The sequence below is a fragment of the Bacteroides sp. genome, assembly GCF_030151085.1.
Taxonomy (GTDB): domain Bacteria; phylum Bacteroidota; class Bacteroidia; order Bacteroidales; family Bacteroidaceae; genus Bacteroides.
Window position 1 is genome coordinate 48,043 of record NZ_JASLER010000034.1, and the last position, 23,883, is coordinate 71,925.

Consider the following 23,883-nt stretch of genomic DNA (forward strand, 5'->3'; position numbering starts at 1 on the left):
CAATGAGACATCTCAATAAATTAGCATCCTTCTGCTTTGCGATAACCTTGGTATTGCTGGCATTAATAGGCTGTGAGGGTGGCGAACTCTATAATGTAAACGCTCCCGACTGGATTTCCCAGAAAATAGACTCTATAGAAAATTCAAAGGACAATACGGATGAAGTGCTTGAAGGTATGCAGGAAGATGTGTACGCAATAGGAAGTACGGATTTCACCTCTGGTTTTTGGAGTGCTTTCTCCAAGTATTACGTAGTACCCGATGGTCAGAAGTGGAATGCGGTGTTCAACCTTAACATCAATCCTGCCAGCAATATGTATTATAAAAACTTTGCCCTAATTGTCACTAATGATGTAGATCGTGGAGCTACAGGATATACTGAATATGGAGCCATCCGTTTTGATGCCACAGGCGACTCTGTTGCCTACAACTCGCAATGGGGCACTTATTTCTATTTTAAGTATGCCACAAGCACGCAGCTTCTGGCTCCCGATGCCAGCAATGAAGACGCAGGCGTACAGAAGTTAGGTGGCAAGGTGACGCTTACCGTAGACCGCACCAGCGAAAGTGCTTTGACCATCAAGATGACCAACGGCGTGGTGACTAAGATCTATGCACAGCCGTACAAGGAGGCTAATCTGAACGAAGACCAGACCAACGCCAATATCCGCTGTTTCTTAGTACCCGAAGGTTCTTACATTAACTTCTTGCAAACCAACATCGTTCCTATTGGTGGTCTTACTTCTGCCCAAGACAAAAATCCGATATCGATGATACTGCAGAATGTACCCAATCAGGTCAACGTAGGTACTCCGCTAGAAGAAGCCATGGCCAATGTTTCGGCTATCATTACCTTTGAAGAAGGAGTGACCAAAACTGTACCGGCTTCCGAACTCTATATCTCTGCCATCCCTGATATGGAGCAACTGGGCGTGAAAAATCTTGTGGCCATCTACAATAAGACATTTAAGGGTGAGAATTGCGAACAACCGATTGTGGCTAATGCTGCTTTTGAAGTCGTGGAAAAGATTGTATCCATCGAGGTGACTACCCAACCCTCGCATACACAATACTATTATTACACCTCGGCAGCTACCGAGACTTTGGCAGACCGGACGATGACCTTCGACCCAACAGGCATGGTGGTTACGGCAACTTATGCCAACGGAAATTCAAGAGTCATTGACAATGCAAAACTCAGTTTCTCTACCATTCCTGCGAAGACCGGTTCCAAGACTGTTACCATTACCGCCGATAAAGGAGTCACCGCAACGGTAGGAGTTACCGTATCCGAGTCCGCAGCTTCTGTAGTGAGCAACACAGCCATGGTAGGAGCCGAAGACAACTCAACGGCCTTCTGGGGAGCCTTCTCAGACGACTTCAACGTTCCTGTGGGCAAGACAAAATCCATCACCTTCACCAACTACAGTAGTCTGGCTAACAACTATAACAATTTCATTGTAGTTCTCCGTAAAGCCGATATTACCAACGAATATGCAGTGGTTCGTGCTGACAACTTTGGATGGGGCAACGGATATGCAGCCTGCGTTCACAACGGAACACAAGGCGACTGGGCTACTTGGCTTGCCGGTATGAATGGGGCCCAAGTCACTGTCTACGTAACCAACTGCGGCAATAGCACTGCCGACATTCAGGCAGTAATGAAGAGTGGTACGGGTACAACCTCCACCCAGTACTATCTTGGCATCAACACAGTGGATTCCGGCGACTTGAACTTTGCATTGACCGTTGACGGTTGTCATCTCGTCTTCAATGCTAATTAACCGAGGAGAAGACGTATTGTGCTAAGTTTTGCCATCGCATTGGCAACGTTTTGCCATCGGCTTGGCAAAGTATTGCCAATGCGGTGGCAAAAGTTTGCCAAGCTAATGGCAATACTTAGCATAATAATATTCATTATTTGCCAATGGCACTTTATACTTTCCCCGGTATTATTTTATGCATTTCTCCTTGCCTATAAAGTAGTTTCAACTACTGATTCGCATTATACATTAATTTCTATACCAACCATGCTGTTTCCTCTGATTATTAAAAGGAACGGCATGGTTTTTAACACCAAACAAATGAAAAAGCAATTATTCCTCAGGATATTCTTGCCGGTTCTATTCGCCTTCACAGCTTGCTCCGACAGCAACGATGAGATCGGGAACGGTGATGTAACCATAAGTACTCCTGCAATAACCGCAACCACAGGCACCTCACTGACTGTCACTTCGTCGATCACCGGCAGTATCAATCAGGTTGTCAAGAAGGGCTTCTGCTACAGTGTCAATGCCCAGAACCCAACTATCAAAGATAACATAGCGGATGCCGATGAGAATTTCAGCGCCACGATTTCCGGCTTGATGGGTAATACCTCTTACTATATCCGTGCTTATGTCTACAGCGACAGCCATTATACCTACTCAGATGCACTCAAGGCAACCACAGAGAACCTAAGCATTGACGAACAGCTCAAAAACTACGTGGCACCCACCTATGCAGACAACTACGTGAACATAGCCGCCTGGGACCAACGCAGTGAATGGAACTTAGCAAACGTGCACGACCCCACCGTAGTGCTGGCCGAAGACGGATATTACTATATGTATCAGACAGACGCCTCCTATGGCAATGCACATACAGCCGGCGGACACTTCCACGGCAGACGCTCCAAAGACCTCGTAAACTGGGAATACCTAGGTGGAACGATGTTGGAAATTCCTGCATGGGTAAAAGAAAAGCTCAATGAATACAGAGCAACAATGGGTTTGGAAGCTATCGCCGAGCCGTCTTACGGATATTGGGCTCCCGTTGTACGTAAAGTGAAAGACGGTCTGTACCGCATGTACTACTCTATCGTGATAGATAACTATATCAAAACAGGCGCAACCAATACGAATGCCAATTTTGATAATTCATGGACCGAACGTGCTTTCATCGGATTAATGGAAACATCTGACCCCGCAAGTAATAAATGGACTGACAAAGGAATGGTAGTATGCTCCTCTTCCGATAAAGGCATAAACTGGGCTCGTCCTGCTTTGACAGATTGGAATGCTTACTTCAAGTGGAATGCTATTGACCCTTCCTATATCATTACTCCCGAAAGTACGCATTGGCTGATTTACGGTTCATGGCACAGCGGCCTCGTTGCCATGGAACTGAATCCGGAAACCGGAATGCCGAAACAAAGTTTAGGTGCGCCCTGGGCCGAAGGAAGTGCTCCTGCCGAATACGGACAACTGATAACTACCCGCAATGCAGCCAGCCGCTGGCAAGCCAGTGAAGGTCCCGAGATAATCTACAATGCCGCAACCGGATATTATTATCTGTTCGTGGCATACGATGCACTAGCAGTACCTTATAATACACGCGTATGCCGCTCCAAGAGCATTACAGGCCCCTACCTCGGCATCGACGGCGCCAACGTCACCGAAGGAGCGGATATGTATCCGGTTGTTACCCACCCCTACAAATTCAGCAACAGTAATGGCTGGGTAGGTATCTCGCATTGCGCCGTGTTTGACGACGGCAACGGCAACTGGTATTATGCTTCGCAAGGACGATTCCCCGAAAACGTGGGAGGAAATGCTTATAGCAATGCCCTCATGATGGGGCATGTACGCTCCATACGATGGAACTCCCAAGGCTGGCCGGTCGTAATGCCCGAACGCTACGGAGCTGTTCCTCAAGTAGCCATCACGGAAGATGAACTGGTAGGCAACTGGGAGCATATCGACCTGTCTTATTCCTATGGAAAACAGAAGGAATCGAGCAACATGACCCTTGCGGCTGACCATACCATTACAGCCGGAACCTGGAAAGGAGGAGTTTGGAGTTATGATGCAGAAAAGCAAATCCTGACTGCCAACGGAGTGGAGTTGTGCCTCCAACGCGAAACCGACTGGGAAGCCAATCCACGCACCCACACCATTGTCTATGCCGGATATACCAACAACAAGACATATTGGGGTAAGAAAACCAAATAAATGTTCTTGCCTCTGCTATCTGCAACAAGAGTGTATCTTTGCCGAAAGCAAAAGATACACTCTTTCGCATATAAATAGAAGAATACATAGCGTAAACCTCTACTCTACGAGAAGAAAACCAACACTTTTTTCCTCTTTATGTTGCACAACATACAGAAGTGTACATCTTACACCAAACAAAAGTGTTACTTTTACACCCATAAAAGAATAAACGTCTCATTTACATTAAAAATAGAACCATGAAAAACAGTTTTCTACTTGCAGGAGTAGCCGCTTTGATGCTTTCTGCGTGCAACAGCAAACCAACTCAAGAGTTAACATTATCCGGTCTTGACCCGGTTAAGTTCGAAGCAACAGTAAACAATGCCGCCACACATCTTTATACCTTAAAGAATAAGGCAGGCATGGAAGTATGTATCACGAACTTTGGAGGACGTATTGTATCTGTTATGGTACCCGACAAAAACGGAGTTATGCAAGATGTTGTTCTAGGATTCGACAGCATTGCCGATTACATTAACGTCCCCAGTGATTTCGGTGCTTCTATCGGACGATATGCAAACCGTATTAATCAAGGAAAGATTGTATTGGACGGAGATACCATACAGTTACCTCAAAATAACTTCGGCCATTGCTTGCATGGTGGTCCTAAAGGTTGGCAATATCAAGTATATGATGCAAAACCTATTGATGAAACAACTTTGGAACTTACCCGCATCTCACCGGATGGGGATGAACAATTCCCCGGCAATGTTACTGCAAAGGTTACATACAAACTTACCGATGATAATGCTATAGATATAAAGTATAGTGCAACAACCGATAAAAAGACGGTTATCAACATGACAAACCATTCTTATTTCAATCTATCGGGAAATCCCGCCAAACCTGCAACTGATCATATCTTATATGTCAATGCCGATAACTATACCCCGGTGGATAGCACTTTCATGACTACCGGAGAAATTGTAACTGTTAAGGAAACTCCAATGGATTTCACTACACCTAAGACTGTAGGACAAGACATTACTAAGTTTGACTTCATCCAACTTAAAAATGGAAATGGATATGATCATAACTGGGTGTTGAACACCAATGGTGACCTCAGCCAAGTAGCTGCCAAACTGACTTCTCCTGAAAGTGGTATCACCTTGGAAGTTTACACCAATGAACCGGGTATTCAAGTTTACACAGGTAACTTCCTGGACGGAACCGTAACAGGTAAGAAAGGTATCACTTATAATCAACGCGCTTCCGTTTGTTTGGAAACACAACACTACCCCGATAGCCCTAATAAACCTCAGTGGCCTTCAGTCGTATTGGAACCGGGACAAACCTACGATAGCGAATGTATCTTCAAATTCTCAGTAGAGAAATAATAGCAAACACTTCAATAACTTGAAAAATTAATCAATATCATGAATTGGAATTCACATGAATTTATTTGGATCGACTGGGTTATTATCGTAGTCGGTATCTTAGCAGTAACATGGGCCGTATGGCGTTCTGTGCAAAAAGACAAACGCCTGCAACAAGGTGCTAATAGCGAAGATTATTTATTTGGAAAAGGTGAACCTTGGTATATCATTGGTGCAGCTATCTTTGCAGCCAATATTGGTTCCGAGCACTTGGTAGGACTTGCCGGTACAGGAGCTAAGTCAGGAGTTGGTATGGCTCACTGGGAAATGCAAGGCTGGATGATTCTTCTTTTAGGATGGCTCTTTGTACCATTCTATCAGCTTATGAATGTTAAGTTAGGAAAAATCATCACGATGCCCGACTTCTTGAAATACAGATATACACCAGCTACAGGTTCTTGGTTGTCTATCATCACACTGATAGCATACATTCTGACTAAAGTAAGTGTAACAGCATTTACCGGTGGTATATTTATGGAAAGTCTTCTTGGATTACCATTCTGGTATGGCGCCATCGGCCTCATTGTATTAACAGGTATCTTTACTGTTCTAGGTGGAATGAAGGGTGTAATGACTCTATCGGCTATTCAAACCCCCATACTTATTATTGGTTCATTCCTTGTACTGTTCTTAGGTTTGTCAGCTCTTGGAGGAGGTAGTATCCCCGATGGTTGGACACACATGATAGATTACGCCAAGACCTTGAATATAGGAACGGATGGAGTAGCACACGGAACAAACCACATGTTCCATTTTGAGACTGGTGACCCTATGTATGACGATTATCCCGGCTTATGGGTATTTATCGGAGCATCAATCATCGGATTCTGGTATTGGTGTACCGACCAGCATATCGTTCAACGTGTACTTGGCCAACGTAAAGGTGAATCTAGTGAAGAGGTTATGAAACGTGCACGTAGAGGTACTATCGCTGCCGGTTACTTCAAAATATTACCGGTATTTATGTTCTTGATCCCCGGTATGGTAGCTGCTGCATTGGCATCACGTCCCGATAGCGGTTTCGTACTGGATAATCCCGATACAGCTTTCGGCTCTATGGTTAAGTTTGTATTGCCTGCCGGTGTAAAAGGTATTGTAACCATCGGTTTTATATCAGCACTGGTTGCTTCATTGGCTGCTTTCTTTAACTCTTGTGCCACTTTGTTTACAGAAGACTTCTACAAACCAATGTTCAAGAACAAGAGCGAAGCAACATACGTAATGGTAGGTCGCGTTGCAACAATCGTAGTAGTTATATTGGGTATTGTATGGATCCCTATTATGCAGAGTCTTGGTAGCCTTTACGATTATTTGCAAGGTATCCAGTCGCTGCTAGCTCCAACAATGGTAGCAGTATTCGCATTGGGTATATTCTCTAAGAAGATTACACCGAAAGCTGGTGAAACTGCTATGATAGTAGGTTTTATCATCGGTATGGTGCGTTTGTTGACCAATATCTTCACTAATACAGGCAAGGATATAATGTCTGGTTGGGGCTGGGAATGCACTGCTTGGTTCTGGCAAACCAACTGGTTGATTTTTGAAATCTGGTTATTGATATTCTTGATTGTGTTGATGATTGTAGTATCATTCTTCACTCCGAAACCTACTGCCCAGCAGATAGAAAGTATCACTTTCACCGAAGATTACAAAACGCTTATCAAGAAAAGTTGGAATAAGTGGGACGTAGTAGCTTCCTTAGGAGTTGTGTTGCTTTGTGCACTGTTCTATGTTTACTTCTGGTAATCTCTTTGGATATTATTAATAATAGATAAAATTTGAAATGACAACTTATTACAGTATAAATCCTAAGTTCTACGTATCTGTAGACTGTATAATCTTCGGATTCAGTGAAGGAGAATTAAACCTGTTGCTGTTGAAGAGAAACTTTGAACCATCAAAAGGCGAATGGTCTCTGATGGGTGGATTTGTGCAACAAGATGAAAGTGTAGATGATGCAGCCAAACGTGTATTGGCTGAGCTCACTGGTCTTGAGAATGTTTATATGGAGCAGGTTAATTCATTCGGCGAAGTTAGTCGTGACCCGGGAGAACGGGTCATCTCCATCGCCTATTACGCTCTCATAAACATCAATGAGTACGACCGTGAAGCTGTACAACAGCATAATGCTTTCTGGGTCAATATCAATGAAATGCCCGACTTGATCTTCGACCATCCTCAGATGGTACAAGCAGCGCGTGATTTGATGAAGCAAAAAGCCTCTACGAAGCCTATCGGTTTCAACTTGTTGCCCGAGCTGTTTACACTCTCGCAGTTACAAAGTCTCTACGAAGCCATTTATGGTGAAGACATCGACAAGCGGAACTTCCGCAAGCGTATAGCCGAAATGGATTATATAGAGAAGACTGATAAAATTGACAAGAAAGGTTCTAAACGAGGTGCCGCTTTGTATAAATTCAACGACAAGGTGTACCAGAAAGACCCTAAATTCAAATTATAAGTCCAAGTAAATTGTAAATAAAATCATGTTAAAAGAATTAAAAGAAAAGGTGTTTCGGGCTAATATTGAATTAGTGAAACATGGTCTGGTTATCTTCACTTGGGGCAATGTATCGGCTATCGACCGTAAAACAGGTTTGGTAGTCATCAAGCCCAGTGGAGTGAGCTACGATGATATGAAAGCAGAAGACATGGTAGTGGTCGATCTCGAAGGTAAAGTTGTAGAAGGACATCTTAAACCTTCTTCCGATACTCCGACTCATGTGGTGCTTTACAAGGCTTTTCCCGAAATTGGCGGCGTAGTACATACACATTCTACTTACGCTACCGCATGGGCTCAAGCCGGATTGGACATTCCGAATATTGGAACAACTCATGCCGATTACTTCCACGATGCCATTCCCTGCACAGCAGATATGACCGAAGCCGAAGTAAAAGGTGAATATGAAAAAGAAACGGGTAATGTTATTGTGAAACGCTTTGAAGGGCTGAACCCAGTACATACACCCGGAGTATTAGTTAAAAACCATGGTCCATTTTCATGGGGTAAGGATGCTTTCGACGCTGTACACAATGCAGTTGTCATGGAACAGGTAGCCAAAATGGCAAGTATTGCCTTCAGTGCCAATCCAACTCTTACCATGAATCCGTTGCTGATTGAAAAGCATTTCAGCCGCAAGCATGGACCTAATGCTTATTATGGACAGAAATAAACAACAGTTATAAACTAAAAAATAAAGTAATATGAACGCATTTGATCAATATGAAGTATGGTTCGTAACCGGAGCACAGCTCCTGTACGGAGGTGACGCAGTAATCGCAGTAGACGCACATTCTAATGAAATGGTAGCAGGACTGAACGAATCGGGAAAACTCCCCGTGAAAGTAGTCTACAAAGGCACTGCCAACTCTTCGAAAGAAGTAGAAACTCTGTTTAAAGCAGCCAACAATGATGAAAAATGTATTGGCGTTATCACTTGGATGCATACCTTCTCACCCGCCAAAATGTGGATTCACGGCTTGCAACAACTCAAGAAACCGTTGATGCACCTGCATACTCAGTTCAATAAAGAAATCCCTTGGGATACAATGGACATGGACTTCATGAACCTCAACCAATCAGCTCATGGCGACCGCGAATTCGGACATATCTGTACCCGCATGCGCATCCGTCGCAAAGTGGTAGTAGGCTATTGGAAGGAAGAAGATACATTGCATAAGATTGCCGTTTGGATGCGTGTTTGTGCAGGTTGGGCCGATTCTCAGGATATGCTGATTGTCCGCTTCGGCGACCAAATGAACAACGTAGCCGTTACCGATGGCGACAAGGTAGAAGCCGAACAACGCATGGGTTACCACGTAGACTATTGCCCCGTAAGCGAACTGATGGACTATCAAAAGAAAATCAAGAGCACGGACGTAGATGCTTTGGTAGCCACTTATTTCAATGATTACGATCATGATGCAGCTTTGGAAGACAAATCTACCGAAGCTTATCAAAAGGTATGGAATGCTGCCAAGGCTGAACTTGCCTTGCGTGCCATCTTGAAAGACAAAGGTGCCAAAGGCTTCACCACCAACTTCGATGACTTGGGCGACCTGGAACATGAAGGTTTCGACCAAATCCCCGGTTTGGCATCACAACGTCTGATGGCAGAAGGTTACGGATTCGGTGCCGAAGGCGACTGGAAATCGGCAGCACTTTACCGTACGGTATGGGTGATGAATCAAGGACTTCCTCGCGGCTGCTCATTCCTCGAAGATTATACACTGAACTTCGACGGTGCCAACAGCTCCATCCTACAGTCACACATGTTGGAAATCTGCCCGATGATTGCAGCCAACAAGCCACGTCTGGAAGTACACTTCCTCGGCATAGGTATCCGCAAGAGCCAAACTGCCCGTTTAGTGTTCACTTCTAAAACAGGTACCGGATGCACAGCTACAGTAGTCGACATGGGTAACCGCTTCCGTCTGATTGTAAACGATGTGAAATGTATCGAGCCGAAACCGCTGCCTAAATTACCGGTTGCTAGTGCTCTTTGGATTCCGATGCCTAATCTCGAAGTAGGTGCAGGCGCTTGGATTTTGGCTGGTGGTACTCACCACTCTTGCTTCTCTTACGATCTTACAGCCGAATATTGGGAAGACTATGCTGAAATCTCCGGAATCGAAATGGTACATATCAATGAGAATACTACCATCAGCGATTTCAAGAAAGAGTTGCGCATGAATGAGGTTTACTACATGCTGAACAAAGCACTCTGCTAAGATTTAATTAGCAAATAATCAAAGTTAAAAGTGCTCAGACCATATAGTTTGCAGCACTTTTAATTTCATAATAATACAATTTTGTTGTACCTTAAATTATTGGTTTAAAGATGAAATTAGATGCAAAATCAACCATTGAAACAGGCAAAGCCATACTTGGAATAGAGTTCGGCTCAACACGCATAAAAGCCGTTTTAATTGACCAGGAGAACAAACCCATTGCCCAAGGAAGTCACACATGGGAAAATCAATTTGTTGACGGACTATGGACATACAGTGTAGAAGCTATTTGGAGCGGATTACAAGACTGTTATGCCGATCTCCGCTCAAACGTACAAAGTCAATATGGCACAGAGATAGAAACTCTGGCAGCAATTGGTGTCAGCGCCATGATGCATGGTTACATGGCATTCAATGAGAAGCAAGAAATTCTCGTGCCTTTCCGCACTTGGAGAAATACAAATACAGGTCAGGCAGCAGCAGCATTGTCAGAACTGTTTGTATACAATATCCCATTAAGATGGAGCATCTCCCACTTGTATCAGGCTATACTGAATAACGAAGGACACGTTAAAGACATTAATTTCCTGACAACTCTTGCCGGTTATATCCATTGGCAGATATCAGGCGAAAAGGTACTGGGTATAGGCGATGCCTCCGGTATGATCCCTATAGATCCGTCTACCAAGAACTATTCCGCTGAAATGATAACCAAGTTCGACAACTTGATTGCTCCTAAAGGATATGACTGGAAACTTTCAGACATTCTGCCCAAAGTATTGTCAGCCGGAGAAAATGCAGGCTTCCTCACAGCAGAAGGTGCTAAGAAGCTCGACGTATCAGGTCATCTGAAAGCAGGGGTACCTGTTTGTCCACCCGAAGGAGATGCCGGTACAGGTATGGTTGCGACCAACGCCGTAAAGCAACGCACCGGAAATGTATCAGCCGGTACCTCCTCCTTCTCAATGATTGTATTGGAGAAAGATTTGTCAAAACCTTACGAAATGATTGACATGGTCACCACTCCTGACGGAAGCCTCGTAGCCATGGTACATTGCAACAACTGCACCTCCGATCTCAACGCATGGGTCAACCTGTTCAAAGAATACCAGGAGCTCATGGGTATCCCGGTGGATATGGATGAAATATATGGAAAACTCTACAACCATGCACTGAAAGGTGATACCGATTGTGGAGGTCTTATTTCGTACAATTACATTTCAGGTGAACCGATAACAGGACTTGCAGATGGAAGACCCTTGTTTGTACGCTCAGCAAATGACAAATTTAATCTCGCCAACTTCATGCGGGCTCACTTACATGCCTCAGTCGGAGCTCTCAAAATAGGCAATGACATTCTTTTCAACGAAGAGAAAATAAAAGTTGATAGAATCACGGGACATGGAGGATTGTTCAAAACTAAAGGTGTAGGTCAAAGAATACTTGCAGCAGCCATCAACTCACCTATTTCAGTTATGGAAACAGCTGGTGAAGGCGGAGCTTGGGGTATTGCCCTACTTGGTTCTTACCTCGTGAACAATGAAAAGAAACAATCGCTTGCCGACTTCTTGGATGAGAAAGTATTTGTAGGTGATGCCGGCGTTGAAATATCACCAACAGCCGAAGATATAGCCGGATTTAACGTATATATCGAAAGTTATAAGACTGGATTGCCTATTGAAGAAACTGCTGTAAAATATAAAAAGTAATTCATAATGAGAAACAAAATTATCATCAGTGCTTTTATGCTTGCTGCTTCACTAACCACGACTGCACAGAAAAGCGCAACCATAACAATTCAAGCCGATCAAGGCAAACAAATCATCCCGAAAGAAATCTACGGTCAGTTTGCAGAACATCTCGGAACTTGTATCTACGGTGGACTGTGGGTTGGCGAAAACTCTGATATCCCTAACACACAAGGTTATCGTACAGATGTATTCAATGCTTTGAAAGAACTTAAAGTACCTGTCCTTCGCTGGCCGGGTGGTTGTTTTGCCGACGAATATCACTGGATGGACGGCATCGGTCCTAAAGAGAACCGCCCTAAAATGGTGAATAACAATTGGGGAGGTACTATCGAAGACAACAGTTTCGGTACTCACGAATTCCTGAATCTCTGCGAAATGTTGGGTACTGAGCCCTACATAAGCGGCAACGTAGGTAGTGGAACAGTAGAAGAACTTGCCAAATGGGTAGAATACATGACCTCCGAAGGCGATTCCCCCATGGCACGTCTGCGTCGCCAGAATGGTCGTGACCATGCCTGGAAAGTAAAATATCTCGGTGTAGGTAACGAAAGCTGGGGATGCGGTGGTAGTATGCGCCCTGAATATTATGCAGACCTATATCGCCGTTATTCCACATACTGCCGTAATTACGATGGCAATAATCTTTTCAAAATTGCCAGTGGAGCCAGTGACTACGATTACAATTGGACTAAAGTACTTATGGACCGTGTAGGTGGTCGTATGAATGGTCTGTCCCTCCACTATTATACAGTTACAGGATGGAATGGCAGCAAAGGTGCCGCCACTCAGTTCAGTAAAGATGATTACTACTGGACAATGGGAAAATGCCGTGAGATAGAAGATGTAATCAAGAAACATTGCGCTATCATGGACGAGTACGACAAGAACAAGCATATCGCTCTGATGCTTGATGAATGGGGAACTTGGTGGGACGAAGAACCGGGTACCGTACCTGGTCATCTCTACCAGCAAAACACTTTACGTGATGCCTTCGTTGCTTCCCTTAGCTTCGATATTTTCCATAAATATACCGACCGTTTAAAGATGGCAAACATTGCACAGATAGTTAACGTACTGCAATCCATGATTCTTACCAAAGGCAAAGACATGATACTCACTCCTACTTACTACGTTTTCAAGATGTACAATGTACACCAGGATGCCACTTATCTGCCTCTTGAACTGAATTGTGATATAATGGATGTACGCGATAATCGCAAAGTTCCTATGATTAGCGCTACTGCTTCAAAAGACAAGAATGGCAAGATACACGTATCCATGTCCAATATCGATGCAGACAATGCCCAAGAAGTAACCATCAACTTGCCCGGTATACAAGCCAAGAAAGCTGTTGGAGAAATTCTCACCTCAGCAAACCTGACTGATTACAATTCTTTTGAAAAGCCCAATATTATAAAACCGGTTCCATTCAAAGAAGTAAAAATTAATAAAGGAATACTTACTGTAAAACTTCCTGCAAAATCGATTGTTACTATTGAATTACAATAAAGCAGCTAAAAAAATACTTTATGTATTTTAGCAAGTAGTGGATGATAAAGGGTAGAAAAAAGACACACTTTCTATGTTGTGTTTTACGTTTAAAGAGTTATCTTTGTCCCTGATAAAGTTGACAAGTAGCAACTCAATCCGCAAATTTGTAATCAAATATATATAAAAATAGAAAGTTATGAACGATAACAAACTTATGAACCGTGCAGCAGATAACATCCGTATACTTGCTGCATCTATGGTTGAAAAGGCAAATTCCGGACACCCCGGTGGTGCCATGGGTGGTGCAGACTTTATAAACGTACTCTTCTCAGAGTTCTTGGTTTATGATCCTGAGAATCCTACATGGGAAGGTCGTGACCGTTTCTTCCTTGACCCGGGGCACATGTCACCGATGCTATATTCTACATTAGCCTTGACCGGCAAGTTCTCTTTAGACGAACTGAAAGAGTTCCGTCAATGGGGTAGTCCTACTCCGGGACATCCTGAACGTGACTTAACTCGTGGTATTGAAAACACTTCCGGTCCGTTGGGACAAGGACATACATTTGCCGTAGGTGCTGCCATCGCTGCCAAGTTTATGAAAGCCCGTTTCGAAGAAGTAATGCCTCAGACTATCTACGCTTACATCTCTGATGGCGGTATTCAGGAAGAAATTTCTCAAGGTTCAGGACGTATTGCAGGTGCACTGGGATTGGATAACCTGATCATGTTCTATGATTCTAACGACATCCAGCTCTCTACTGAAACCAAAGATGTAACCATCGAAGATACTGCCAAGAAATATGAAGCTTGGGGATGGAAAGTAATCAAGATCAACGGTAATGATCCTGACGCCATCCGTGCTGCATTAAATGAAGCTAAAGCTGAAAATGAATGTCCGACGCTGATTATCGGTCAGACCGTAATGGGTAAAGGTGCACGTAAAGCAGACGGCAGCAGCTATGAAGCCAACTGTGCTACTCACGGTGCTCCTCTTGGTGGCGACGCTTATGTAAATACAATCAAGAATCTTGGTGGTGACCCAACGAATCCTTTCGTTATCTTCCCTGAAGTTGTCGAACTTTATACAAAGCGTGCTGCTGAATTAAAGAAAATCGTAGCTGAGAAATATGAAATTAAAGAAGCTTGGGCAAAAGCTAACCCTGAGAAAGCAGCTAAACTTGAATTCTTCTTCTCTGGCAAAGCTCCTAAAGTAAACTGGACAGCTATCGAACAAAAAGCAGGTGCTGCTACCCGTAATGCTTCGGCTACCGTATTGGGTGCTCTCGCTACTCAAGTTGAAAATATGATTGTAGCTTCTGCCGACTTGTCCAACTCTGACAAAACAGACGGTTTCTTAAAGAAAACCCATGCTTTCAAGAAAGGTGACTTCAGTGGTGCCTTCTTCCAGGCTGGCGTTGCCGAGCTGACCATGGCTTGCTGCTGCATTGGTATGGCTTTGCATGGTGGTGTTATCACCGCTTGCGGTACATTCTTTGTATTCTCCGACTATATGAAACCTGCCGTACGCATGGCAGCATTGATGGAAGTACCTGTAAAGTTCATCTGGACACACGATGCTTTCCGTGTAGGCGAAGACGGACCTACTCATGAACCGGTAGAACAAGAAGCTCAAATCCGTCTGATGGAAAAGCTGAAGAACCACAAGGGACATAACTCTACATTGGTACTTCGTCCCGCAGATGCTGAAGAAACTACCATCGCATGGAAGCTTGCAATGGAAAATACTTCCACTCCTACAGCTTTGATATTTTCTCGTCAAGACATCGCTATGTTGCCCGCAGGAACAGATTATACACAAGCTGCCAAAGGTGCTTATATCGTAGCCGGATCAGATGAAAATCCGGACGTGATTCTGGTTGCTTCAGGCTCTGAAGTTGCTACTTTGGTTGCAGGAAGCGAACTGTTGCGCAAAGACGGCGTGAAGGTACGTATCGTATCTGCTCCATCCGAAGGTTTGTTCCGCAGCCAGGCTCCGGGTTATCAAGAATCTATTATCCCTGCCGATGCCAAGGTATTCGGTTTAACTGCCGGTCTGCCTGTAACTTTGCAAGGTTTGGTAGGTGCTCGCGGTAAAGTATGGGGATTGGAATCATTTGGTTTCTCCGCTCCTTACAAAGTATTGGATCAGAAGCTGGGCTTTACTGCAGATAATGTATACAAGCAGGTAAAAGCAATGCTTTAAAATATTAGAAGAAAGAAATGGAGTTACTTTAAAACCAAAAGTAACTCCATTCGTTATATAATAAGTCAATATTAAAATCGTAGTTAGAATGAAAACTATTGGAATCTGCTCCGACCACGCAGGATTTGAATTAAAAGAATACGTGCGCGGTTGGTTGGAGGTCAAAGGTTGGCCTTATAAAGACTTTGGTACTTACTCTACCGAAAGTTGCGATTATGCTGACTTCGCTCACCCGTTGGCACTTGCTGTTGAAGCCGGTGAATGCTATCCGGGCATCGCCATCTGCGGAAGTGGTGAAGGTATCAGTATGACGTTGAACAAGCACCAAGGTATTCGTGCTGCATTATGCTGGACCGCGGAGATAGCTCATTTGGCCCGTCAGCACAATGACGCCAATGTACTTGTTATGCCAGGACGCTTCATCAGTACCGAAGAAGCCGACATGGTTATGACGGAATTCTTCAATACACAATTTGAAGGCGGACGCCATCAAAGAAGAATTGATAAGATACCGGTACAGAACAACGGATAAATGATATAAAAGCTATAAAAGACGTTACGTTCAGAAATAGCTATATAAACAATAAGCTTGTATAGCAGAGCAAGCAAATTTATTACAATATAAGCCCAAAGCCTTGACATTCTGATAGAATTTCAAGAAACTTTGGGCTTCTTTATTTCCTCCTTTTTCTTATTTTTCACAGAGAAGTTGCTGATTGTCTTCAAATAAAAGCTATCTTTGCGATTCAATAATCCGGAACTCAGAATGAAATGGAGCAACTGAATACCATAAAAGAGCTAATCAATCAGGGAAACGTAGAGCAAGCAATTCAACTGCTCGACGAAGTACTACAAACTGATTTTCCTGGTAAAGATGAAGCTTATTATCTGCGGGGAAATGCCTATCGTAAACAAGGCAACTGGCAACAAGCATTGAATAATTATCAATACGCCATCGACCTCAACCCAGAAGGTCCTGCTCTACATGCCCACCAAATGGCTATGGACATTCTGAATTTCTACAATAAGGATATGTTCAATCAATAAATAACGTAAATTATGGCAAAAATCAAAGGAGCAATCGTAGTAGACACCGAGCGTTGCAAAGGCTGCAACCTGTGTGTGGTAGCTTGTCCGCTCAATGTATTGGCCCTCACCAAAGAGGTGAACATAAAAGGGTATAATTTTTCCCAGCAAATATTAGAAGATACTTGTAACGGCTGCTCATCGTGCGCTACCGTTTGTCCCGACGGATGTATCTCGGTATATAAAGTAAAAGTAGAATAAAATCAGAAGAATATGGCAGAAGAAGTTGTATTAATGAAAGGAAACGAAGCCATCGCCCACGCAGCCATCCGTTGCGGTGCAGACGGTTACTTTGGTTATCCTATTACTCCCCAATCAGAAGTATTGGAAACTCTTGCCGAACTGAAACCTTGGGAAACTACCGGTATGGTAGTACTCCAGGCAGAAAGTGAAGTAGCAGCTATTAATATGGTATACGGCGGTGCCGGTGCCGGAAAGATGGTATTAACCTCCTCTTCCAGTCCCGGTGTCAGCTTGAAACAAGAAGGTATCTCTTATATTGCAGGTGCCGAATTGCCGTGTTTAATTGTAAACGTTATGCGTGGAGGTCCCGGTTTGGGTACTATCCAACCGAGTCAGGCCGATTATTTCCAAACAGTAAAAGGTGGTGGACATGGTGACTATCGTCTGATAGCTCTTGCTCCTGCTTCTGTACAGGAAATGGCCGATTTCGTGAAACTAGGTTTCGAACTTGCCTTCAAATACCGCAATCCGGCTATTATCCTTGCCGACGGTGTAATCGGTCAGATGATGGAAAAAGTAATTCTTCCACCGATGAAACCTCGCCGCACAGATGCTGAAGTTATGGAACAATGTCCATGGGCTACCTTCGGTAAGACCAAAGGACGTAAACCTAACATCATCACTTCACTTGAATTAAAACCGGAAGAAATGGAAAAGAACAACATCCGCTTCCAGGCTAAATACAAGGAAATTGAAGAAAACGAAGTACGCTTTGAAGAAATTCATTGCGACGATGCCGAATACTTGATCGTAGCTTTCGGGTCTATGGCACGTATCGGACAAAAAGCTATGGAGCTTGCTCGCGAAGAAGGTATAAAAGTAGGTATGCTCCGCCCTATTACTTTGTGGCCGTTCCCAACCAAAACCATTGCCGCATACGCCGACAAGGTGAAAGGTATGCTCGTAACCGAATTGAATGCCGGACAAATGGTGGAAGATGTTCGCCTTGCTGTAAACGGAAAGATCAAGATCGAACACTTCGGACGTCTTGGTGGTATCGTTCCAGATCCGGATGAGATTGTAGTTGCATTGAAAGAAAAACTAATATAATATACGATTTAATGATGTACGATTTACGATTAAAGTTAGTAGCCGTAAGTCGTAACATTTATCAATCGTAAATAATTAAATCGTAAATAAAACGATGAATCCTGATAAAATAAGAAACGTACTGAATATCCTATTCATGGTACTTGCACTGGCAGCTATCATTATTTACTTTGTGGCGAAAGATGACTTCAAAATGTTCATCTACGTCTGCGGCGCGGCGATCTTCGTCAAGCTGATGGAGTTTTTCATACGATTCACCAATAGATAAGGAGAAGTGATTATGACAAGAGAAGATATTATCAAACCCGAGAATCTGGTTTACAAGAAACCGACTCTGATGAACGACAATGCGATGCACTATTGTCCGGGATGTAGCCACGGTGTAGTACACAAACTCATTGCCGAGGTTATCGAAGAAATGGGTATGGAAGACAAAACAGTAGGTATTTCCCCCGTAGGATGTGCCGTGTTTATCTATAATTACCTGGATATTGACTGGCAGGAAGCTGCACACGGACGTGCACCTGCTGTTGCCACTGCTATCAAGCGCCTGTGGCCCGACCGACTGGTATTTACTTACCAAGGTGATGGCGACTTGGCTTGTATCGGTACCGCCGAAACAATCCATGCCTTGAACCGTGGTGAGAATATTACCATCGTCTTCATTAACAATGCCATCTATGGTATGACCGGCGGACAAATGGCACCGACTACCCTCATGGGTATGCCCACTTCCACTTGCCCTTACGGACGTGACCCGGAACTACATGGCTACCCATTGAAAATGGCTGATATCGCTGCCCAACTGGAAGGTACTGCTTACGTAACTCGTCAGAGTGTGCAGACTGTTCCCGCCATCCGCAAGGCAAAGAAAGCTATTCGTAAAGCATTCGAGAATTCTATGGCAGGCAAAGGTTCCAACTTGGTAGAAATCGTTTCTACTTGTAATTCAGGTTGGAAGATGTCTCCCGAGAAATCAAACAAATGGATGGAAGAGCACATGTTCCCCTTCTATCCGTTGGGTGACCTGAAAGACAAATAATCATGCTAAAGACAGAAGAACAATGAAAGAAGAAATCATTATAGCAGGTTTCGGTGGACAAGGAGTTTTGTCCATGGGAAAGATTTTGGCATATTCCGGACTGATGGAAGGCAAGGAAGTAAGTTGGATGCCTGCATACGGTCCTGAACAACGTGGTGGTACAGCCAACGTAACTGTTATCGTAAGCGATGAAAAAATATCCTCGCCTATCCTTAGCAAGTATGATGCAGCCATCATTCTCAACCAACCCTCATTGGAGAAGTTTGAAAGCAAAGTGAAACCCGGCGGAGTACTTATCTACGACGGTTACGGTATCATCCATCCGCCTACACGTAAGGACATCAAAGTTTACCGTATCGATGCCATGGATGCCGCCAATGAAATGAACAATGCTAAGGCATTCAACATGATTGTATTGGGTGGATTGCTGAAACTCAAATCAATGGTAACACTAGATAGCGTAATCAAAGGTTTGAAGAAAACTCTTCCCGAACGTCACCACCACTTGATACCGATGAACGAAGAAGCAATCAAGAAAGGTATGGAATTGATAAAAGAAGTTCAGTAACTTCATTTATATAATATAAATCAGCCCCTGCAAAACAAGCATTGCAGGGGCTGACTTTTTTTAATTTAAGAGGAGAACAAACATTGTGTATACTCGCTTCCTTGCCATCTAACACCCTTAATCTTTTACAATACCGCTACGAGTTACCTTCCAAACGTGCCCACATTTTTCACAACGTATAGTTTCAATAGTCTTATAATAGTAACGTTTGCTTGTTTCTTTTGAACCGTCCAGATACTTGGTAGTTTCCTTTTCTTCCTCCTCCACTATCTCTCTTTTAATTACACGGCAATCGAACGAAGCACAGTTAGGACAACGTTTGTACAACGTAATACTTAAACATGCTAAAAAGCTTCCGACTGCAATCACCCAAAATACTACTTCCCAAATGAAACCATAAGGACCTATAATAAGTACTATTTTAGCAATACTTCCCCCCACAAACCAAGCAATTGCAATACTGATAATGATGATAGCCATATTCGATAGTTTGCTTCTGGTACTCATCATATAACTCGGAATATAACCGAATAACACTCCAAGCAGTAAAGGTACTAAGATATTCCACCACAATCCATAGTTATCTTTTCGATTGGCATCGGCTTTCTCACCTGCCGACCAAGCATTTGCTTTACAGTAGCTGAGTAAAGAATCCCGTCGCATGAAAGCATCCTTCACTTCCTTTTCCACTTTTGTAGACTCACCATAGTAGTAGATTTTCCGTTTATACTCGTCACCTAAACTCCCGTTGTATTTCAACTTCTTACTTATCAACCAATTTCCCTTCGAATCTACATCTTCCGGCTGATATACGGTTTTACCTACCCCATCTTCAAGTCTACGCAATTGTTCCTTTTTAGAAAGGACATAATTATTTGCCCTTTTAAAAACAGTATCAATAGATCCCCGGTCACCCAAATTGTAATAATAAGACTCTAGTCCTACTAAATTTTCATTTTCATCATAAGCATAAAAGGAGCTACTTACTATTGGGCGATGTGAATCAGGAGTGTCAAGATATTCTGCAAAAGCAGCAAGCATCTTGCCATCGCGGGTAAAATAGAAAGTTTTGCGCGGGCCACTATACAACCTGTCAATTACGATTTTGCAAGGACTTCCCGATTGAAAAGTCCAAACATGAGGACAATCCTCTATAATCGCCGTACTATCGGGCTTCTCTCCGAATGAAGATACCGGTAGCAGTGATAGTAAGAGAAATATTAATAAAGGCATCCATTTTCTCATAGCAATTTATTTCTTGTAACTATCTACCAGATTCTTAAATTCTGCGTACCTTTCATCTTCAAACAAATCCTCAAATTTATAACGAGCTTCACTATCTCCACATAAGTAGAAATAATCTCTAGCTACCTTTTCGGTTGCCACATATTCTGAATGTTCGCAATCGGGAGTTGGAACAAAAGTGAAGCTTGGAGTATTGTTCTTTACATCTCTTTTAATTTCGACACTTACATTCTCACCTTTCATATTTGCCATCACAAAAGCTTCCGGTGTACACTGAATGTTTTCACCAGCCATTACATATTTGTAAACAGTTATCACATAATTTTTTCCTATTTGATTCAGCATCAAAAACAAACCGTTGGCTGGCATTAAGTAACCATACTGTTTACGGGGATCAGTGAAATTTCCACAATAATTATTTACTGAGGCAGTAGGCATCGCATAACCTGAAGGTTGCTCATCAACTATATTTGAAGTTGCCTCTACAGAGTTTTCAGCACTTTGTTCACTTTTCTTTGTACCATTACAGGCACACATCATCAGTCCGCAGCAAAACACGGAAAGAATAGTAATCGATAATTTTTTCATAAGAATATTAAGTATTAGTAATTTGAATATCAGCATTTGCGGATAGGAATAATCCCTTTTGAAATAGCTGTCATTATCAGGTCGGCACATTGCGGGCATCCAGTTTCCCCATCAGATGCCGGCGGTGGGTATCAACAGTATTAGTCGACACACAAAGTTCTTGAGCTATTTCCTGGGTGTTTTTCCCTTCGGATATCCGTTTCAACACATCCAGTTCGCGTGAAGTCAAAGCAACGCCCCTACCCTCTTCCGAACGCTTCATCTGATTGCGAACCTGTTCGGCGTATGGGCAATAATAAGTTCCACCATCCAGCACACAACGAATGGCTTCCACAATCCTTTTAGAATCAATTGATTTGAACAAAATACCATTGACATCACATTGAATCAGATTTTTAATGAACCATATTTCTTCGTGCATCGTATTCACAATAATGCAAGCTTGGGAATCTTTTTCACGAATTCGGGTCACTATATCAATCCCAGACATATCGGGCAACTCCATGTCTAACACATAAAGGTGGAAAGGCCGGGAAGCAATCAGGTGCAAAGCCTCTTGTCCCGAAGACGCAGTACATACATTTTTTATTTCTGACAAAGAACTATCAATCACCCGTTTTAGCCCTTGAAGTACTAAATCGTGGTCGTCTACCAATAATATACTTATGTCTTTCACTTTCATTGATCTAAATTCGTGTTCTGTTTTTATGATGCAAAGAAAAGTTATTTATCAATACCCGGCATCATCAAAAATAGTGATTTTAGTCAAAAGAGCCCTTGAATTCTACAATCAACGCCCCTTATGGCAAAGGAACAATCAATGAAAATTCATGCCTACCATTGGAACTTTCAGCAAGCTTATAATCGGCATTAATGTTTTTTGCACGTTCGTGGATGGTGTTCAGACCTATGCCGTTGGACGAAACAGCATCGGTATATCCTTTTCCATTATCGGAAAGTAACAAGGTTAATTGTTTTCCTTTGATTGAAAGTTCTACATCCACTTCAGTAGCTTCAGAATGTTTTATTGTATTGGACAATAATTCTTGTACAACCCGATAAATTTCATAAGCAACATGTTCGGGCACCGTTTTCCAATCATTTTCGTTATTCAGTGAATGCAATACAATATGCATAGTCGGGGGAGGAACCAAATGTTCAACAAATGCATTTACTGCTTCCATCAATGTGACATATTGAAACTTGGGAGGCATCAATTCGTGGGAAATGTTACGAACATCGTGGCGCACCCGTTCCAGCATCCCAGTCATTCTGGCACGCTCATCGGAAGCAAATTCCATACATCTGCATACCAATGCCCAATAAATCATTGCACACTCCGTCATGCAACTCTTTGGCTAGTCGTGACCTTTCCTTCTCCAATCCCTCAATATAGCGTTGGGCAAGTTTGTATTCCTGCTCTTTTTGTAAACGTTTCCGCCGGAACAAGTAATACAAAGCAAACCATAAAAAAGCAGATGCTACCACAATCGTAGCTATGATCCACCGCATCGTACGCATTTCTTGTTCAAGTTTTACTTTATTCAAATGAGCTATTTCCAGTTCTTTCTCTTGTGTCTCATACTTAATTCTCAATTTAGACAACTCTTGACTGACTTGTTCGGCATGTACACTGTCGCCCATTTGATAAGCCCTCTCATAAAACTCCATTGCATGAACATAATCGTTCATATCTCTGTAATTGCGTGCCATCATCCAATACAGTTTATCTGTAGGCATGTGTAATCCTGCTCCGCGATACTTAAGTAACTTATTCTGTACTTCCAGACTCTCTTGATATCTGTCCAATTTACTCAATAGTTGAAATTGCTGTTCCAATAATCCTAGTACTTTTTGGGAGTTTTCCGGTACTAAAGGTAACACATTTTCCGCCTCTTTGAGGTAATAAGCAATCGAATCACGATCATCCAGTTTTTCGAACATATGAAGCATTGGCACGTAACCCTTCAATATAAACTTCGGCATCTTTTGTCGCTTAGCTTCGGCAATCAACGCCCGTATCATGTCAATGCCCTCATCATATTTACCTTGCATGAAAAGAAGACTCCCACATACATAGTTGGTATACATAATATCATCCATATCCTTACCCTCAGTTGCTGCTTTTACGGCTCGCTTGGCATAGAAAATTCCTTCTTCAAAACGGGAATTATTGCCATAAAATATAGCAATATTAGCTAGCAGATTTGCCTTTTCAGACCAATCATCACGCTTCTTCACTAAACGCAATGCCTGATTATAACAGTTTAATGCTGAATCAGGTTTTTCTATCTGACGATACACCACTCCCATTGCCGAAAGAACACTAATCAACAAAGTAGTATCCTTCAAACGTCTGCATTCACTACTCGTCCATATATATCCTTTCAACGCCTCTTCTGTATTACCTTCCGAAAAATAAGTCTCACTCAAATTGTTCAATAAAGCAGTATAAAGTAGCACACGTTTAGT

General features: G+C 42.9%; 21 protein-coding genes. 16 read left to right on the plus strand and 5 right to left on the minus strand.

Annotation, left to right across the window (positions count from 1 at the left end):
- Positions 1–2: 2 nt before the first annotated feature.
- The 16 genes from Q1W14_RS05945 to Q1W14_RS06020 all read left to right on the plus strand — a co-directional run bounded on the left by Q1W14_RS05945 (position 3) and on the right by Q1W14_RS06020 (position 19,578).
- Positions 3–1,784 (plus strand): bacterial Ig-like domain-containing protein, encoded by a 1,782-nt coding sequence (locus Q1W14_RS05945; protein ID WP_300699889.1) that lies wholly within the window; start codon positions 3–5, stop codon positions 1,782–1,784.
- Between the two features lie 300 nt (positions 1,785–2,084).
- Entirely contained in the window at positions 2,085–3,992 is a 1,908-nt protein-coding gene (locus Q1W14_RS05950; RefSeq protein WP_300699891.1) for an arabinan endo-1,5-alpha-L-arabinosidase, read from the plus strand.
- 239 nt (positions 3,993–4,231) lie between these two features.
- Positions 4,232–5,371: an aldose epimerase family protein gene (locus tag Q1W14_RS05955; RefSeq protein ID WP_300699893.1), complete on the plus strand. Its 1,140-nt coding sequence runs from the start codon at positions 4,232–4,234 to the stop codon at positions 5,369–5,371.
- A gap of 39 nt (positions 5,372–5,410) precedes the next feature.
- The gene (locus tag Q1W14_RS05960; protein ID WP_300699894.1) at positions 5,411–7,156 is read left to right on the plus strand and encodes a sodium:solute symporter; all 1,746 of its coding nucleotides are present in this window, start codon (positions 5,411–5,413) and stop codon (positions 7,154–7,156) included.
- Between the two features lie 37 nt (positions 7,157–7,193).
- Complete coding sequence (locus Q1W14_RS05965; protein WP_300699896.1) at positions 7,194–7,871, plus strand: NUDIX domain-containing protein; 678 nt, start codon at positions 7,194–7,196, stop codon at positions 7,869–7,871.
- A 25-nt stretch (positions 7,872–7,896) separates the two neighbouring features.
- A complete protein-coding gene (locus Q1W14_RS05970; RefSeq protein ID WP_300699898.1) occupies positions 7,897–8,583 on the plus strand; it encodes an L-ribulose-5-phosphate 4-epimerase in 687 nt (228 codons plus the stop codon).
- 31 nt (positions 8,584–8,614) lie between these two features.
- Positions 8,615–10,141, plus strand: a complete 1,527-nt coding sequence (gene araA / locus Q1W14_RS05975; protein ID WP_300699899.1) for an L-arabinose isomerase — start codon at positions 8,615–8,617, stop codon at positions 10,139–10,141.
- A 110-nt stretch (positions 10,142–10,251) separates the two neighbouring features.
- Complete coding sequence (locus Q1W14_RS05980) at positions 10,252–11,850, plus strand: FGGY-family carbohydrate kinase (protein WP_300699901.1); 1,599 nt, start codon at positions 10,252–10,254, stop codon at positions 11,848–11,850.
- Between the two features lie 6 nt (positions 11,851–11,856).
- On the plus strand, positions 11,857–13,401 hold the full coding sequence (locus Q1W14_RS05985; protein ID WP_300699903.1) for an alpha-L-arabinofuranosidase C-terminal domain-containing protein: 1,545 nt from the start codon (positions 11,857–11,859) through the stop codon (positions 13,399–13,401).
- A 178-nt stretch (positions 13,402–13,579) separates the two neighbouring features.
- Complete coding sequence (locus tag Q1W14_RS05990; RefSeq protein WP_300699905.1) at positions 13,580–15,589, plus strand: transketolase; 2,010 nt, start codon at positions 13,580–13,582, stop codon at positions 15,587–15,589.
- 88 nt (positions 15,590–15,677) lie between these two features.
- A complete protein-coding gene (gene rpiB, locus Q1W14_RS05995; protein ID WP_300699907.1) occupies positions 15,678–16,121 on the plus strand; it encodes a ribose 5-phosphate isomerase B in 444 nt (147 codons plus the stop codon).
- A 239-nt stretch (positions 16,122–16,360) separates the two neighbouring features.
- Positions 16,361–16,636, plus strand: a complete 276-nt coding sequence (locus Q1W14_RS06000) for a tetratricopeptide repeat protein (RefSeq protein WP_300699908.1) — start codon at positions 16,361–16,363, stop codon at positions 16,634–16,636.
- A gap of 12 nt (positions 16,637–16,648) precedes the next feature.
- The gene (locus tag Q1W14_RS06005; RefSeq protein WP_294585707.1) at positions 16,649–16,876 is read left to right on the plus strand and encodes a 4Fe-4S binding protein; all 228 of its coding nucleotides are present in this window, start codon (positions 16,649–16,651) and stop codon (positions 16,874–16,876) included.
- Between the two features lie 12 nt (positions 16,877–16,888).
- Positions 16,889–17,968, plus strand: coding sequence for a 3-methyl-2-oxobutanoate dehydrogenase subunit VorB (locus Q1W14_RS06010; RefSeq protein ID WP_300699910.1), 1,080 nt, complete (start codon positions 16,889–16,891; stop codon positions 17,966–17,968).
- Between the two features lie 280 nt (positions 17,969–18,248).
- Positions 18,249–19,010, plus strand: a complete 762-nt coding sequence (locus Q1W14_RS06015) for a thiamine pyrophosphate-dependent enzyme (RefSeq protein WP_300699912.1) — start codon at positions 18,249–18,251, stop codon at positions 19,008–19,010.
- 22 nt (positions 19,011–19,032) lie between these two features.
- Entirely contained in the window at positions 19,033–19,578 is a 546-nt protein-coding gene (locus tag Q1W14_RS06020) for a 2-oxoacid:acceptor oxidoreductase family protein (RefSeq protein WP_300699913.1), read from the plus strand.
- A gap of 117 nt (positions 19,579–19,695) precedes the next feature.
- Here the strand turns inward: Q1W14_RS06020 and Q1W14_RS06025 are convergent, their stop codons facing one another.
- The 5 genes from Q1W14_RS06025 to Q1W14_RS06045 form a co-directional block, all read right to left on the minus strand.
- On the minus strand, positions 19,696–20,823 hold the full coding sequence (locus tag Q1W14_RS06025) for a hypothetical protein (RefSeq protein ID WP_300699914.1): 1,128 nt from the start codon (positions 20,821–20,823) through the stop codon (positions 19,696–19,698).
- A gap of 6 nt (positions 20,824–20,829) precedes the next feature.
- Entirely contained in the window at positions 20,830–21,411 is a 582-nt protein-coding gene (locus tag Q1W14_RS06030) for a hypothetical protein (RefSeq protein WP_300699915.1), read from the minus strand.
- 76 nt (positions 21,412–21,487) lie between these two features.
- Positions 21,488–22,093, minus strand: coding sequence for a response regulator transcription factor (locus Q1W14_RS06035; RefSeq protein ID WP_300699917.1), 606 nt, complete (start codon positions 22,091–22,093; stop codon positions 21,488–21,490).
- Positions 22,094–22,211: 118 nt separating this feature from the next.
- Positions 22,212–22,712 carry an ATP-binding protein gene (locus Q1W14_RS06040; protein ID WP_300699918.1) on the minus strand — a complete coding sequence of 167 codons (501 nt, stop codon included), beginning with the start codon at positions 22,710–22,712 and terminating at the stop codon, positions 22,212–22,214.
- The gene (locus Q1W14_RS06045) at positions 22,693–23,874 is read right to left on the minus strand and encodes a tetratricopeptide repeat protein (RefSeq protein ID WP_300699920.1); all 1,182 of its coding nucleotides are present in this window, start codon (positions 23,872–23,874) and stop codon (positions 22,693–22,695) included. The genes Q1W14_RS06040 and Q1W14_RS06045 overlap by 20 nt, the downstream gene beginning before the upstream one ends.
- Positions 23,875–23,883 lie beyond the last annotated feature (9 nt).